The following is a 15,321-nucleotide window of genomic DNA, read 5'->3' as shown; positions in this document are numbered from 1 at the left end:
GTCGAATGCAAAAAAATTATAGTTACCCACTGGACTTATCGTGGAGCACTGAAGAGCTTGCTTCAGTGCTTTCTTTTTTCAATAAAGTTGAAGAAGCCTATGAAAGTAAGGTAGAGGCCAAAGAATACATGGAAGCCTACCGCGCTTTTAAGAAGGTCGTGCCTAGTATCGGAGAAGAAAAACGTCTCGGACGGGAGTTCGAAGAAGTGAGTGGTTATTCTCTCTATCGTGCGACCCAGGCTGCAAAGCAAAAAGAGGAAGGATGGTTTTCTCTTGAAGAATAAGTTAGAGTTTGCCAAACAAATCGTTTTAGAGGCTGGAGACTACTTGCGTCTTCATCTCCATGATGACTTGATGATCTCAAAAAAGACTGGGCCGACAGATTTAGTAACCCAGATGGACCAACAGGTTCAAAATGATTTGGTTGAAAAAATCAATCGTCGCTATCCCGAAGATCGGATTTTTGCGGAGGAAGATGGCCTTCGATCTTCGATTTCAAAAGGAACGGTTTGGGTCATTGATCCCATTGATGGAACCAATAATTTTGTGACCCAAAAGGAAGATTTTGCGGTTATGGTAGCCTATTTTGAAGATGGAATTGGTCAATTTGGATTGATCTACGATGTCATGCGAGACCACCTCTTTTATGGGGGTGGAGAATTCCCAGTTTATCGCAATGATGTTGAACTGACGCCCTTTGTAGATCAGCCTTTGGAGAACTTTTTGATTGCGTCAAATGTTGGTATGCTTGAGAAAAATGACTGGGGCATGGCCGATCTTGGAATGGACTCCCTAGGAATTCGCGTCTATGGTAGTGCCGGCATTAGTTTTGCAAAAATTCTCTCAGGTGGTATTCTAGCATACTTTAGCTATATCTGGCCATGGGACTATGCAGCCGCAGCGATCATGGGCGAACGCTTAGGCTATACCGTCTTAAATCTAAATGGGGATCAACCCAATTACCAGACAGTGGAACCGATTATGATGGTTCCGAAAATGAAGTTAACAGAGATTCAAACCTATCTTAAGAAAGGGAGAAGTTAAATGAATTTTCCCAATGGTTTTAAAGAAAAATACCAGCATCTTCTAGGTGAGGATGCTGCTGCTTTTTTTGCGACCTTTGATCAAGAAGCAGTAGCAGCCTTTCGCACCAATCCTTTGAAAGAAGTACAAAAAGTATTTGATGATCCGATTCCCAATACTCCTTGGGGCCATTATGGAAAGGTCTCAGGGAAATCCATCGAACACGCAACGGGCTTGGTCTATTCACAAGAACCAGCAGCTCAGATAGTGGCCCAAGTCGCCCAGCCGAAGCCTGGGATGAAGGTTCTAGACTTAGCCGCAGCACCTGGTGGTAAGACGACGCAACTCTTGTCTTATTTGGACAATCAAGGACTCTTGGTCTCCAATGAAATCCACAAGGGACGCTCGAAAATTCTCGTAGAGAATGTCGAACGTTTCGGTGCCCGAAATGTATTGGTAACCAATGAGTCAGCCGATCGTCTGGCAAAAGTTTTCTCAGGCTTTTTTGATCTGATTGTATTAGATGCTCCTTGTTCGGGTGAGGGGATGTTTCGTAAGCAACCAGATGCCATGGACTATTGGTCCGTCGAATATCCTCGAGAGTGTAGTCTTCTTCAAAGAGAAATTCTAGAGGATGCCCTCAAGATGTTGGTCCAAGGTGGTTCCTTGGTTTATTCAACCTGTACCTGGGCTCCAGAGGAAAATGAAGAAATTGTATCCTGGCTTTTGGAAAACTATGATCTGGAGCTGGAAACGATCGAGAAGATCAATGGTATGGCAGAAGGCATTGACTATCCAGAAACCGCGCGTATGTATCCTCATCGCTTTAAAGGGGAGGGCCAATTTGTCGCTAAGTTTCGTTATCTAGGAGAGAATCGGCCTGCTAACATCCCTTCCAAAAAGGACCAATTATCTGCTGAACAAAAGAAATGGTGGCAGGAATTTGCTAAGAAACATTTGAAGATTACTCTAGAAGGGGTCCTTGAAATCTTTGGTGACGAGCTGTATTTGGTTCCACTTGGTTTATCTGATTTGCGAAAAGTAAAAATTGCCCGAAATGGCTTGCACCTAGGAACCTTCAAGAAAAATCGATTTGAACCTAGTTTTGCTCTTGGTCTAGCTCTGAAACCGAGTGAAGTCAAAGAGACCGTTTCGATCACGCCTGAGGACTTTGTTCATTATGTGGCGGGAGAGACAGTTCAATTGAAGGAAACGCATCCAAATGGTTGGTACCAGGTCGTCATAGAAGGCAATGGTTTGGGCTTTGCTAAAGTGACCGGGCAAACCCTGAAAAATTTCTATCCAAAGGGGCTTCGTTTTAGGTAAAATGCTGGGCAAAGAACCCGTTCTATGATATAGTGGAAGTACAGTTTTTTTTGAAAAAAACTTGTCAAAATTATGAGTGAAATAGTGAAATATCAAGGAGACATGATTTGAAAAAGTCTAAAAAGCTGATCCTAGGACTAGCGACGATCGCATTAGCAGGAAGTTTATCTGCTTGTGCTTCTTGGATCAATCGCGGAGAATCCATCACTGCTGTTGGATCGACTGCCTTACAACCCTTGGTTGAAGGAGTAGTAGATCGCTACATTGAAGAACATCCTGGTAAGATTGTGAATGTACAAGGAGGAGGTTCTGGTACAGGACTTTCACAAGTTCAATCAGGTGCTGTAGATATCGGAAATAGTGACCTGTTTGCAGAGGAAAAGTCTGGTATCGATGCCTCTAGTCTGGTCGATCATCAGGTAGCCGTAGCAGGGACAGCCATCATTGCCAATAAAAATATCTCAATCGACAATTTGACAACGGAGCAATTGCGAAAGATCTTTACAGGTGAATATACCAACTGGAAGCAGTTGGGTGGTCCAGATCTTGAGATCACGATTGTGAACCGTGCCGTAGGTTCTGGTAGCCGTGCTGTCTTTGATGCCATTATCATGGATGGCAAACAACCCAAGCAGGCCCAAGAGCAAGACTCTAATGGAATGGTGAAAAACATCGTTTCTCAAACGCCAGGAGCCATCTCTTATCTAGCCTTTACCTACTTGGATAGCAGTGTCAAAACCATGAAGCTCAATGGTTATCAACCAACCAAAGCCAATGTCGTCAACAATAACTGGCCAATCTGGTCTTACGAACATATGTATACCAAGGGAAAACCCAATGACTTGTCTAAAAAATTCATTGACTACATGATGACGGATGAGGTTCAGCAAAAAGTTGTTGGCAAGATGGGCTATATTCCAATCAATGATATGAAAGTCACCCGTGATTTAAAAGGGAATGTGACAAAAAAATAAAAGAATTAGGTAAAAAATGAACGAAGTAGCAAAAAAAATGCTGACGAAATCAAAAAACTCCCGCCTAGAAAAATTTGGGAAAACCATTACCTTTCTATGTATGAGTTTGATTGTTGTCGTCGTTGCCATGATTTTGATTTTCGTGGCCCAAAAAGGTTTATCGACTTTCTTTGTTAATAAAGTCAATATCTTTAGTTTTCTATTTGGGAGCTCTTGGAATCCTGCTGCAAAGGAATTTGGAGCCCTACCCATGATTCTAGGTTCCTTTATTGTAACCTTGCTTTCTGCCCTCTTGGCAACGCCGTTTGCCATTGGTGCAGCTGTTTTCATGACAGAAGTCTCCCCCAAAGGAGCTCGTTTCTTGCAACCGGCGATTGAGCTTTTGGTGGGAATTCCTTCCGTTGTTTATGGATTCATTGGTCTTCAAGTGGTCGTCCCATTTACGCGTAGTCTCTTTGGAGAGACTGGTTTTGGGATCCTCTCAGGGGTCTTTGTCCTCTTTGTTATGATCCTACCAACTGTTACCTTTATGACGACCGATAGCCTCCGAGCTGTACCCCGTCATTACCGGGAAGCTAGTATGGCCATGGGAGCGACCCGCTGGCAAACCATTTGGCATGTCACGCTCAAGGCAGCCCGCTCTGGAATCTTTACAGCGGTTGTCTTTGGAATGGCGCGTGCCTTTGGGGAAGCCTTGGCAATCCAGATGGTGGTCGGAAACTCTGCAGTGGTGCCAACCTCGCTCACAACACCAGCTTCCACCCTCACCTCTATTTTGACCATGGGAATCGGAAATACCGTCATGGGTACGGTCAATAACAATGTTCTTTGGTCACTCGCCTTGGTCTTGCTCCTCATGAGTCTTGCCTTTAACAGTGTGATTAAACTGATTACGAAAGAAAGAGGGAAGAAGAACTATGCACGCTAAACGAATGGATAAAATTGCAACAGGAGTACTGTATGCTATTTCAGGGATTATCGTTGCGATTCTTGCCTCATTAATCCTTTATATTTTGGTCCGTGGCTTGCCCCATGTATCTTGGCACTTCTTGACTGGTAAATCCTCTTCTTATCAAGCAGGAGGAGGGATCGGAATTCAATTGTATAATTCCTTTTTCCTCTTAGTCATTACTTTGGTGATTTCCTTCCCACTTTCTCTTGGGGCTGGGATTTACCTTTCTGAGTACGCTAAAAAAGGGCGCTTGACCAATTTGGTTCGTACCTGTATTGAGATCTTGTCTTCCTTGCCATCTGTCGTTGTAGGTCTCTTTGGTTACTTGGTCTTTGTTGTCCAGTTCAAATATGGATTTTCGATCATTTCAGGGGCCTTGGCCTTGACTGTCTTTAACCTGCCCCAGATGACCCGCAATATCGAAGATAGCTTGCAGCACGTCCATCATACGCAGCGCGAAGCAGGTTTAGCACTGGGCTTGTCTCGCTGGGAAACCGTAATTCATGTCGTGGTACCTGAGGCTCTTCCAAGTATTATTACTGGGGTTGTCTTAGCCTCAGGACGGATCTTTGGGGAAGCCGCTGCCTTGATCTATACAGCAGGTCAATCAGCTCCAGCTCTCGATTGGTCAAACTGGAATATCTTTAGTGTGACGAGTCCGATTTCGATCTTCCGTCAAGCTGAAACCTTGGCTGTCCATATTTGGAAGGTCAATAGTGAAGGAACGATTCCTGACTCCATTGAAGTCTCAGCTGGTTCAGCCGCTGTTCTTTTGATCTTTATCTTGATCTTTAACTTTGGAGCCCGCAAACTCGGAAGTTACCTCCATAAAAAACTAACATCTGCTTAAAGGAGAAGAAATGTCAAAATACAATTGGGATGAGAGACACATCATTACTTTTCCTGAAGAAAAGGTGGTCCTATCTACCAAAGATTTGCATGTCTATTATGGAAATAACGAGTCCATCAAAGGCGTCGACATGCAGTTTGAAAAGAATAAGATTACAGCCTTGATTGGTCCTTCAGGATCTGGAAAATCAACCTACCTTCGCAGTTTGAACCGGATGAATGATGCCATTGATATTGCGCGTGTTACGGGTGAAATTTGGTATGAAGGAATCGATGTCAATCGTCCAGATATCAATGTCTATGAAATGCGCAAGCACATCGGGATGGTTTTCCAACGGCCAAATCCATTTGCCAAATCGATTTACAAAAATATTACCTTCCCGCATGAACGTGCTGGTGTGAAAGACAAGAAGGTTTTGGACGAATTGGTCGAAACTTCTTTGAAACAGGCAGCTCTATGGGATCAGGTAAAGGATGATCTTCACAAATCTGCTTTGACTCTTTCAGGTGGTCAACAGCAACGACTTTGTATCGCGCGGGCTATTTCTGTGAAGCCGGATATCCTACTCATGGATGAGCCAGCTTCAGCGCTTGATCCGATCGCAACAGCGCAATTAGAAGAAACCATGCTTGAGCTGAAGAAAGATTACACCATTGTCATCGTAACCCACAGCATGCAACAAGCAGCGCGTGCTAGTGATTATACCGGTTTCTTCTACCTTGGAAACCTTATTGAGTACGATAAGACTTCGAATATTTTCCAAAATGCGAAATTGCAATCGACCAACGATTATGTATCGGGTCACTTTGGATAAAGTAATATGACAACAAAAAGGAAAATAGAATGACAGAACCAATTTTGCAAGTCAAGGACTTGTCGGTTTATTACAATAAAAAGAAGGCTTTGAATAGTGTCTCTTTGGATTTTGCTCCAAAGGAGATTACAGCCTTGATTGGTCCTTCAGGATCAGGGAAATCTACCCTTTTAAAAGCCATTAACCGCATGGGGGACCTTAACCATGAGGTCACCACCACAGGGACCGTCCTCTACAACGGTCACAATATTTACGGACCACGGACCGATACGGTCGAATTGCGTAAGGAAATCGGAATGGTCTTCCAACAGCCCAATCCCTTTCCAATGTCCATTTATGATAATGTGACTTATGGGTTGATGATTAATGGTGTCAAGGACAAGGCTGTCTTAGATGAGGCAGTTGAAACCTCATTGAAACGCGCTTCCATCTGGGATGAAGTCAAGGATCGACTGCATGATTCAGCTATCGGACTTTCCGGTGGTCAGCAGCAGCGGGTCTGTGTAGCGCGGGTTCTTGCGACCAGTCCAAAGATTATTCTTTTGGATGAACCAACTTCAGCGCTGGACCCGATTTCAGCTGGTAAGATTGAAGAAACCTTATATGGACTAAAAGACCGTTACACCATGCTCTTGGTGACACGCTCCATGCAGCAAGCGAGTCGGATTTCTGATAAAACAGCCTTTTTCTTGGATGGCGATTTGATTGAGTACAATGACACCAATGAAATGTTCTTGAACCCAGCTAAGAAAGAAACAGAAGACTATGTCTCTGGTAAATTTGGATAGGAAGAAAATAAAATGTTACGAGTTCAATTTGAAGAAGATTTAGAGAAGTTGCATAACCAGTTTTATGCAATGGGAAATGAAGTGTTGAGTCAGATCAACCGTACGGTCCGCGCTTTCGTGACCCATGACCGTGAATTGGCCCGCCAAGTTATCGAAGATGATGCGGAGATCAACAACTACGAAGTGAAATTAGAGCGCAAATCCTTTGAGATTATTGCCCTTCAACAGCCCGTTTCACAAGACCTTCGTGTCGTGATGACTGTCTTAAAAGCGGTCTCTGACTTAGAGCGGATGGGTGACCACGCAGTATCAATTTCCAAGGCAACGATTCGCATGAAAGGGGAAGTCCGTATTCAATCTGTTGAGGAAGAGATCAGCAAGATGGGCCGTGAAGTCAAAGATTTTGTCGAAGCGACACTAGATGTTTACCTCAAAGGCGATGTGGATTTAGCCTATGAAGTTGCGACACGAGACGAAGTCATCAACCATTACTTCGATAGCATCCAAGAATTAGCAACAGAAGAAATTCGGAAGAATCCAGAGTCCATCGTGACCGGACGGGATTATTTCCAAGTGATCAACTTTTTGGAACGCATCGGAGATTATGCAAAAAACATCTGTGAATGGGTGGTTTATTTCGAAACAGGTAAAATTATCGAAATGTAAGATCATAGAGTCTTTTCGATATCAGACAGGCATTCTAATGCTTGTCTTTTCTTTTATCTTGACTTTGTGATAAAATAGTTTTATTAGGGCTTTTGATTGGAAAAGCGTAAAACATTTAAAGGAGGAAATTATGCAAGCAGTTGCACATTTTGTAGAAACATTTGTTCCAGAACATTACGAAGTGTTTTTGGATTTAAGTCGTAAAACAAAGACCTTTAGTGGTCGTGTGGTGATCACAGGTCAAGCCAAGGCGGACAAGATCTCGCTTCACCAAAAGGATTTGACCATCGAAACAGTAGAAGTGGCAGGTCAAGCCCGTCCATTTACGGTTGATGATGCCAATGAAGCAGTCTATGTTGAATTGGAAGGAAAAGGTCAAGTGACAGTTACTCTGACCTATTCTGGTAAGATTACAGACAATATGACAGGGATTTACCCATCTTACTACAGCATTGATGGCGTGAAGAAGGAAGTCCTCTCTACTCAGTTTGAGAGCCATTTTGCGCGTGAAGCTTTTCCAAGTGTGGACGAGCCTGAAGCCAAAGCAACCTTTGATTTAGCTGTGAAGTTTGACCAAGAAGAAGGAGAAATCGTTCTTTCTAACATGCCTGAAATCGATGTGGAAAACCGCAAAGAAACAGGTATTTGGAAGTTTGATACGACTCCACGTATGTCTTCTTATCTCTTGGCCTTTGCGGCTGGAGATCTTCAAGGAGTGACAGCTAAGACCAAGAATGGAACCCTAGTCGGTGTCTACTCTACCAAAGCTCACCCATTAGAAAACTTGGACTTCTCATTGGATATTGCCGTTCGTGCTATTGAATTTTATGAAGACTACTATGGTGTGAAGTATCCAATCCCTCAATCCCTTCATATCGCCCTTCCAGACTTCTCTTCAGGAGCGATGGAAAACTGGGGCTTGGTAACCTACCGTGAAGTCTACCTTCTAGTAGATGAAAACTCTACGGCCCAAAGCCGTCAAACAGTAGCCTTGGTGGTGGCTCACGAATTGGCTCACCAATGGTTCGGAAACCTCGTGACCATGAAATGGTGGGATGATCTCTGGTTGAATGAAAGCTTTGCCAATATGATGGAATATGTCAGCTTGGATGCCATTGAACCAAGCTGGAATATCTTTGAAGACTTCCAAACAACTGGAGTGCCTGCTGCTTTGAAACGCGATGCTACAGATGGCGTTCAATCCGTCCATGTGGAAGTCAAACACCCAGACGAGATCAACACTCTTTTTGACCCAGCAATCGTTTACGCTAAGGGTAGCCGTCTTATGCACATGCTTCGTCGATGGTTAGGCGATGACGCCTTCCGTAAAGGGTTGAAGATCTACTTTGAAAAACACCAATACGGCAATACTATCGGTCGTGACCTTTGGGATGCTCTTGGGCAAGCTTCAGGTCGTGATGTCGCAGCCTTTATGGATTCTTGGTTGGAGCAACCAGGATACCCTGTTGTTTCAGCTTCTGTGGAAAACGATACCTTGATCATCCGTCAAGAGCAGTTCTTCATCGGAGAAAGAGAAGAAAAAGGACGCAAGTGGGTTGTTCCGTTAAATAGCAACTGGACGGGTATTCCAGATACCTTGGAAACTGAAGTCTTAGAAATTCCAAACTACAGTGCCTTGAAAGCAGCTAACAGCGGAGCTCTTCGCTTCAATACAGAAAATACAGCTCACTATATCAGTGACTACCGTGGGGAATTGTTGGAAGACATTCTTGCTGACCTTGCTAGCTTAGATAGCACTTCGAAACTACAAGTGGTTCAAGAACGCCGTCTCTTAGCGGAAAGTGGTCAAATTTCTTATGCAAGCCTCTTGCCAGTGATTGAACACTTGACAGAAGAAAGTTCCTACTTGGTTGTTTCAGCTGTTTCGAGCGTCTTAGCTGGAATCAGTCTCTTTGTGGATGAAGGAACTGAAACAGAAGCTGCCTTCCATGAGTTGTTGAAACGCTTGAACCGATACAACTTTGAACGCTTAGGTCTAGAAGCTAAGCCTGGTGAAACAGAAGAAGACGAAAAAGTTCGTCAGCTAATGATTGCTAATATGATCAAGGCCAATGATGAAGCTGCAAAATCTCAAGCGAGCGCTATCTTTGAAGCGCATGCAGATGATTTGGAAAAACTTCCAGCTGCCATCCGCCTGCAAATCTTGGTCAACCAAATCAAGCACCAGGAAACCAAGGAACTTAGTCAACAATACCTGGATACTTATGTTAAGACGGTAGATGGGAACTTTAAACGCCAGTTGGCGGCTGCACTTTCTTATACCAAGGATGAGGAAACTTTGGAAGCTCTATTGAAGGAGTGGAAGAACAAGGATGTGGTGAAACCTCAGGACTTGGCTATGAGTTGGTACTACAACTTCTTGCACGATGACTTTACCCAAGGAAGAACTTGGACTTGGGCGCGTGAAAACTGGGATTGGATCAAGAAAGCCCTCGGTGGTGATATGAGCTTTGATAAGTTTGTCATCTACCCAGCTAACTGTTTCAAGACCCGTGAACGCTTGAATGAATACAAGGCCTTCTTTGAGCCTCAATTGGATGATATGGCGATCAGCCGAAACATCAGCATGGGTATCAAGGAAATTGCAGCGCGTGTGGATTTGATCCAACGGGAAAAAGCAGCAGTAGAAGCTGCTATCCTTGCTACGAAATAAATGAAATAAATTTATAAAAGATGCTACAGAATGAATTCTGTAGCATCTTTTGTTTTTCAATGAATCATTTGTATTGGATATCGAAGGAGAAGGATCATTAGTTTATTGGACTTGGTAAGAGAATCTCCGTTCGATAGTGGCCATTTTCTTTGAACCGCTTGATAGTTCCTTGGTATTCTTGTACTAGAGCATCAACGTTTCGTAAGCCCCAACCATCTCTTTGACGTGTTTTACGAGTCTCTTGTTCTTGTTCATTAAAGGTATTGTTGATCGAAATAAATAGGTTTTGTTGAAAATAACGTATATTCAGAGCCAATGTTCTCTCCGATTTATCAGTTAATCGAAGACAGGCTGAAATACTATTATCTAAACAATTTCCTAAAATAACAGCTAGAATATCAGGCTGAATAGATAATTCTTGAGGGACAAAGCAGTCAATTTCTAATTCAATTTCATCTTCAACATCGTGCAGTTTTTGATTCAGTAAAAAATTAATTGTTGGATTTTTGGAGTAAAAGGTTTGTTTTCCTGAAATACTATCGGTTAACGAGTGAAGATACTCTCTAGCCTCATCTGGATTTTCTTCTAGAAGTGCCAATAGAGTTAAATGTTTATTTTTTAAGTCATGCCGAAGACTTTGCAATCGTTGGTATTCCTCTTGAGACTGTTGTGTTTCTCTTAATTGGAATTGAAGCTGTTCTTTATCTAATTTATTTTGATAATAAGCGTGCTGTTGTTGAGAAAGATGTAGGGTAAAATAAAGCGAGGAAAACGATAATACAATAAGAGACAAGATTGAAATGACAGAAAGATAATCTGGTCCAAATACTTGCCCTTGAATAGCTGATACAGTAAAGGCAAAAATAATCGATAAAATCGGCACAATAAATAGATACAGCCAATTTCTTTTAGATGTTGCCATGCCTAACTTTTGATGTGTTCGAAATAACTGTCGAATAACAAGTGTTATGATGGTTGAAAAAAGAAAACTAATGGCAAGGTAACCACTAATCAGTCCTAAATTTTTCGATACTTTTGACAGTGGAAGAAAAAGTTGGATAGTTTGATTGAGGACAGCTCCTGCTAATAATGTCAGGCTTGTCTGTAAGAATATCCAAAAGGAAGAATCACGAAAGGAGTAGCCAAAATAGAGTCCTACAAGAGAGGATTCTACAATACTTAGAAAGAGATTGCTCACTAAAAAAACGCGACTTTCTAAAAATATAAACACAAGAGCTACATGAAAAAGAAAGCAACAACAAAGGACAAAAAGTGTCTCTTTTGATTGTTTACTTTTGGATATTGGCCTAAAAAATAAAACACTTGCCAGAAATAAGTCGAACAAGATACTAATGATCCGTAATCCTATTAGCATTAGAAATTCCTTTCACTGAGGTAGTTATAGTATTTTTCTTTAAAAGAAGACTGGAACTTACGACTAATTGGAAGTGAATGCTCCTCGGTTCCATTTAGCAAAATAGTCACTGTTTTCGCATCAAAATCTTTGATATATTTGGGATTTACAATATAAGAAGCATGAATTTGAATAAAATAATCAGGTAGTTTATCTAAAATGTCTTGAGTTTTCAGTAAGGACTTATAGGTATCTGCTAGCGTGTAAATAAAAACGGAACGCTTATCTTTCTCAAAATAGGTAATGTCACTTAAAGGAATAGAGTAACTTTGTTTTCCAAATGAGAAGTTAAAGATGGTTTGTCCTAAATCTAAATAACGTAAAACTCTGTCTACTACCTTATTTAGCCTTTGAGGTTCAATTGGTTTTACTAAGTAATCAAAAGTCTGTACTTCAAAAACTTGTTCCATATAATCACGATAGCTAGTCACAAAAATAATGGGGATAAAAGGATTGAACTGCCGAATTTCACGAGCAAGGTCAATTCCAGTAATTTGTGGCATATCAATATCCAAAAAAACACAATGAGTATCCCTTGTTAATTGTTCTAGCATTTTTTGTGGATTGGTATATAGTTTTGTTTCTACAGGAACCTTGTCGTAAGAAAGTAAATACTGTTCTAACTGACTAGCATCTCTAGTTGAGTCATCACAAATAACGACGTTTAACATAAGTCCCCCTTATCAAATTGAGTTGGCTAATTATGACACTAAAATGGTAAATCATGACGTAAACCTTGGAAAGTCATATGTTTATTATACAATAATCTTATCAAAAATGAAGGAAGCTGGGAAAATCTTCTCAGTCTTGAGTGATGAGATGAAGACATTTGCGACACTGACTATTAGAGATTTGACAAAATCATTCGATAAGCAACATTTTGCTAATAACCATATTTCCTTAGAAATAGAAACTGCTAAAATTACAGCCTTTTTGGGACACAATGGTGCTGGTAAGTCCACCCTCTTAAATCAAATGATTGGTTTTACCAAACCTGATCAAGGAGACGTTTGCTATGGAGATATTTCTTTTGTTCAAAATCGTAAACAAGCTCGCTCAATGATGAGCTATATGTCTCAACAGTATGCCCCACTTGAGAAATTGACGGTGGAACAAAACTTAGAAATGCTTGGAAGAATGAGAGGGTTAAACACCTTGGATTTGCAAAAAGAAATGGATCAGCTCTTAACCGAGTTGGAAATTAAGGAGTACCGAGCAAAACAAGGAAAGGACCTTTCAGGTGGTTTAAAGCGCCTGACCTCTTTTGCAATGGCTTTAATCGGGTCTCCGACCATCATTCTTCTGGATGAGCCGACGAACGATGTTGATCCAATACGTCGTGAAAAACAATGGCAATTATTACAGAAGCTAGCGCATAAAGGTCATACCATTATTATCGTGACGCATAATCTCTTAGAAGTTGAAAAATTTGCTGACAACTATGCCTTATTTAACCATGGGAAGTTAATCAAATCAGGACCAGTTCAGCAAATAACCTATCAAAAACAGTATCAAATATCTTTTGAGTTTAGAAATAAAGATAGCTTAGCTCTGTTTCAAGATTACACCATTATCAATGGTTCGATCTGCCAGATTGAAATAGAAGAGAAGGAGTTAACGAGACTGCTACCAAAAATCAAACAGGAATTGGATAGAAAGAATATTTTTAATCTGTCACTTGATCAGAAAAACATGTCCATTTCAGATCTTTATAGAGAGGAGTTGACAAACTGATATGACTCAATTTTTTTACTTACTTCGTTGGAACTATCTTCGTCAAAAAGATCTATTTCTACTCTTTACGCTAGCTCAGGTTCTGTTATCCATTTCACTTCTTTTTGGTTATCCACTAGTGATAGGTGAGATTGATACGACAGCTGCCTACTATCTCTCTTCTGGTTCAGTTCTGATAGGAATTATTTCTATCGGCTGTACTATCTCATCACCTGTTATAGCAAATGCGAAGTCAGAAGGACATGTAGACTATGTACGAGCCCTTCCAATACCACGAATTCTGATTTCCTTAGCAGATCTTTGGATGTGGATGATTGCTATTTTACCTGGAGTGTTCCTTTCTGTTATACTGGGCTATTTTCGTTTTTCTGTCCGCTTAAATGTATCTATTCTGGCTGTTTTCATCCTATTACTTATCTGTCTTACAATGATCAGTCTTGGATTTGCCATTGCGTATACTTTTTCTCCCAATATTGTCACGTTGATGTCTCAGTTAATTCTTATGATCGGTTTGATGTTTTCGCCAATTATGTACCCAGCAAGTCGTCTTCCAGATTGGATAAACCATCTCTACCATATTCTTCCTTTTGTCCCTTCTGTTAACCTCCTACGAGCTTGCGTCTATGGCCATGACCGCATTTCATTGTTTGACTTCACTATTCTGATTATTTGGATTTTGCTAACACAGTTACTAATCTTGAGAGTTCTTTATAAGGAAAAATAAAGGAAGGAGGGTAGATAGAAGGTTCTTCTACGAAACAGTCATCCATTTAAAAGGAGTTCAATTGAAGAGATATTCCTACAACAAAAAGCAACAACTGTGTTCAGATGTTGCTTATTTTAGTATGTTCGTACCCTTTGTATCTTATTTGAAATACCAGTGGTGTTTGAGGCTGGCAAAAATTGCTTTGCTAGTGATCGTGATGATGATCAGTTTAATGAGGTCGGCAAGGATAAAGGGAGCAACGACTAAAGCAAATGCTTTTTGGATATCGGTATGCGTGACCAGCATAAAGCCGATAGCTCCAGCCACAAAGAGGAGAGCACTACTGAACAAATTTGCAAGGAAAATGGTCAGCACGCTGGATTTAGCATTTGTAAATAGAGACGTGATCCATGCTCGGAATGGGAAGAAGAGGAGGAAACCAGCAGTAGGGCCAAGGAAATGCGAAGCACCACTAGCACCACCTGCCAATACTGGGAAACCTAAGAAGCCTAGAAGTAGGTAGAGGCAGACTGTGACAAAGGCATGACTGGGTTTATAGATGGTCCCGATAATCCCGATCATGAGCGTTTGCAGGGTTAAAGGAATTGGACCAAATGGAAGGGTAAATTGAGATAGGACGGAGATCATAGCTACTCCGATGGAGATGAGCGCTAAAGGAAAGATTTTCTTCATAACAGTTAACCTCTATTTTATTTTATGGTAACTATTCTACAATATCGGTTTCAAACTGTCAATAGTCCCAGTCGTTTTAGGTTGTTTTAAGTAAAAATTTAGGCCTGTTTAAGACTTCTAAAGTATAATCGCCTTACTTAAAGGATCGAGCTCCCTTTAAAATTTAAAAGACAAGTACTTGTAAAAAAGATAAAAGGTAAAAAGATGAATCAAAAAGATACAAAACAAGTAGTCGAAACGCAAGAATCCAAAGAAAAAATGGTCGTCCTAAAACGAAGTCCTAAGTGGTGGATCGGCATGGCAGCAGTTGGTGGATTATTGGTCGGTGCTGGAAGTGGCTTTGGGGTCGGTGTCATCGCCTCACAATCTTCCAATAACCAACAATTTTCTAAACCGGTCCAAACGGGTCAGAACCAAGGAACCAATCAGCAACAAAATAGTCAAAATGGCCATGCTTCACATGGAAACCAGCAAACTGGTGGCCCGCAAGGAGGAGGACCTGGTCAAATGCCACAGGAAGGTAATGGTGGCCATCAAGGAAATGGTCCAGAAAATGGCATGAACCAATCTGGCGGACAACAAGAAGGGAACCAGGATTCCTCTAACAAGTCCAACAAAAAGAATTCGAAGAATAAAAACAAGACGAGTGACAGTCAAAGTAACAAAGAAAACACGACAAACTCATAAAACAAGCCTTCCTCTGATAG

Annotated in this window: 16 protein-coding genes; 13 read left to right on the top strand and 3 right to left on the bottom strand. The window is 41.3% G+C overall.

Annotation, left to right across the window (positions count from 1 at the left end):
• Positions 1 to 5: 5 nt before the first annotated feature.
• The 10 genes from ACVC7Q_RS03375 to ACVC7Q_RS03330 all read left to right on the top strand — a co-directional run bounded on the left by ACVC7Q_RS03375 (position 6) and on the right by ACVC7Q_RS03330 (position 10,067).
• Positions 6 to 284: a UPF0223 family protein gene (locus tag ACVC7Q_RS03375; RefSeq protein ID WP_003003480.1), complete on the top strand. Its 279-nt coding sequence runs from the start codon at positions 6 to 8 to the stop codon at positions 282 to 284.
• Positions 274 to 1,044 carry an inositol monophosphatase family protein gene (locus ACVC7Q_RS03370; RefSeq protein WP_447264837.1) on the top strand — a complete coding sequence of 257 codons (771 nt, stop codon included), beginning with the start codon at positions 274 to 276 and terminating at the stop codon, positions 1,042 to 1,044. The genes ACVC7Q_RS03375 and ACVC7Q_RS03370 overlap by 11 nt, the downstream gene beginning before the upstream one ends.
• Positions 1,045 to 2,349, top strand: coding sequence for an RsmF rRNA methyltransferase first C-terminal domain-containing protein (locus ACVC7Q_RS03365; protein ID WP_447264836.1), 1,305 nt, complete (start codon positions 1,045 to 1,047; stop codon positions 2,347 to 2,349).
• A 107-nt stretch (positions 2,350 to 2,456) separates the two neighbouring features.
• Positions 2,457 to 3,323, top strand: a complete 867-nt coding sequence (locus tag ACVC7Q_RS03360) for a phosphate ABC transporter substrate-binding protein PstS family protein (RefSeq protein ID WP_368403295.1) — start codon at positions 2,457 to 2,459, stop codon at positions 3,321 to 3,323.
• A gap of 16 nt (positions 3,324 to 3,339) precedes the next feature.
• The gene (pstC, locus tag ACVC7Q_RS03355; RefSeq protein ID WP_447264835.1) at positions 3,340 to 4,251 is read left to right on the top strand and encodes a phosphate ABC transporter permease subunit PstC; all 912 of its coding nucleotides are present in this window, start codon (positions 3,340 to 3,342) and stop codon (positions 4,249 to 4,251) included.
• Positions 4,241 to 5,125: a phosphate ABC transporter permease PstA gene (gene pstA, locus ACVC7Q_RS03350; RefSeq protein WP_003006597.1), complete on the top strand. Its 885-nt coding sequence runs from the start codon at positions 4,241 to 4,243 to the stop codon at positions 5,123 to 5,125. Before pstC ends, pstA begins: the two co-directional genes overlap by 11 nt.
• 10 nt (positions 5,126 to 5,135) lie before the next feature.
• Entirely contained in the window at positions 5,136 to 5,939 is an 804-nt protein-coding gene (gene pstB, locus ACVC7Q_RS03345; RefSeq protein WP_447264834.1) for a phosphate ABC transporter ATP-binding protein PstB, read from the top strand.
• A 29-nt stretch (positions 5,940 to 5,968) separates the two neighbouring features.
• Positions 5,969 to 6,727, top strand: a complete 759-nt coding sequence (pstB, locus tag ACVC7Q_RS03340; RefSeq protein WP_049496099.1) for a phosphate ABC transporter ATP-binding protein PstB — start codon at positions 5,969 to 5,971, stop codon at positions 6,725 to 6,727.
• Between the two features lie 12 nt (positions 6,728 to 6,739).
• Positions 6,740 to 7,393 carry a phosphate signaling complex protein PhoU gene (gene phoU, locus ACVC7Q_RS03335; protein ID WP_447264833.1) on the top strand — a complete coding sequence of 218 codons (654 nt, stop codon included), beginning with the start codon at positions 6,740 to 6,742 and terminating at the stop codon, positions 7,391 to 7,393.
• Positions 7,394 to 7,523: 130 nt separating this feature from the next.
• Positions 7,524 to 10,067: a M1 family metallopeptidase gene (locus ACVC7Q_RS03330; protein ID WP_447264832.1), complete on the top strand. Its 2,544-nt coding sequence runs from the start codon at positions 7,524 to 7,526 to the stop codon at positions 10,065 to 10,067.
• Positions 10,068 to 10,164: 97 nt separating this feature from the next.
• Here the strand turns inward: ACVC7Q_RS03330 and ACVC7Q_RS03325 are convergent, their stop codons facing one another.
• Both ACVC7Q_RS03325 and ACVC7Q_RS03320 read right to left on the bottom strand, forming a co-directional pair.
• Complete coding sequence (locus ACVC7Q_RS03325) at positions 10,165 to 11,442, bottom strand: sensor histidine kinase (RefSeq protein ID WP_447264831.1); 1,278 nt, start codon at positions 11,440 to 11,442, stop codon at positions 10,165 to 10,167.
• On the bottom strand, positions 11,442 to 12,152 hold the full coding sequence (locus ACVC7Q_RS03320) for a LytR/AlgR family response regulator transcription factor (protein WP_371605350.1): 711 nt from the start codon (positions 12,150 to 12,152) through the stop codon (positions 11,442 to 11,444). The genes ACVC7Q_RS03325 and ACVC7Q_RS03320 overlap by 1 nt, the downstream gene beginning before the upstream one ends.
• A 106-nt stretch (positions 12,153 to 12,258) precedes the next feature.
• Here ACVC7Q_RS03320 and ACVC7Q_RS03315 point away from each other — a divergent pair, with 106 nt between their 5' ends.
• On the top strand, positions 12,259 to 13,215 hold the full coding sequence (locus ACVC7Q_RS03315; RefSeq protein ID WP_447265035.1) for an ABC transporter ATP-binding protein: 957 nt from the start codon (positions 12,259 to 12,261) through the stop codon (positions 13,213 to 13,215).
• A 1-nt stretch (position 13,216) separates the two neighbouring features.
• Entirely contained in the window at positions 13,217 to 13,939 is a 723-nt protein-coding gene (locus tag ACVC7Q_RS03310; RefSeq protein ID WP_447264830.1) for an ABC transporter permease, read from the top strand.
• Positions 13,940 to 14,080: 141 nt separating this feature from the next.
• Here ACVC7Q_RS03310 and ACVC7Q_RS03305 read toward each other — a convergent pair whose 3' ends face one another.
• Positions 14,081 to 14,614 carry a biotin transporter BioY gene (locus tag ACVC7Q_RS03305; RefSeq protein ID WP_447264829.1) on the bottom strand — a complete coding sequence of 178 codons (534 nt, stop codon included), beginning with the start codon at positions 14,612 to 14,614 and terminating at the stop codon, positions 14,081 to 14,083.
• 204 nt (positions 14,615 to 14,818) lie between these two features.
• Here ACVC7Q_RS03305 and ACVC7Q_RS03300 point away from each other — a divergent pair, with 204 nt between their 5' ends.
• Positions 14,819 to 15,301, top strand: coding sequence for a hypothetical protein (locus tag ACVC7Q_RS03300; RefSeq protein WP_447264828.1), 483 nt, complete (start codon positions 14,819 to 14,821; stop codon positions 15,299 to 15,301).
• The last annotated feature ends 20 nt before the right edge of the window (positions 15,302 to 15,321 follow it).

This window comes from Streptococcus sp. W151, assembly GCF_053010205.1.
This window is presented reverse-complemented; position numbering and strand designations above follow the sequence as displayed.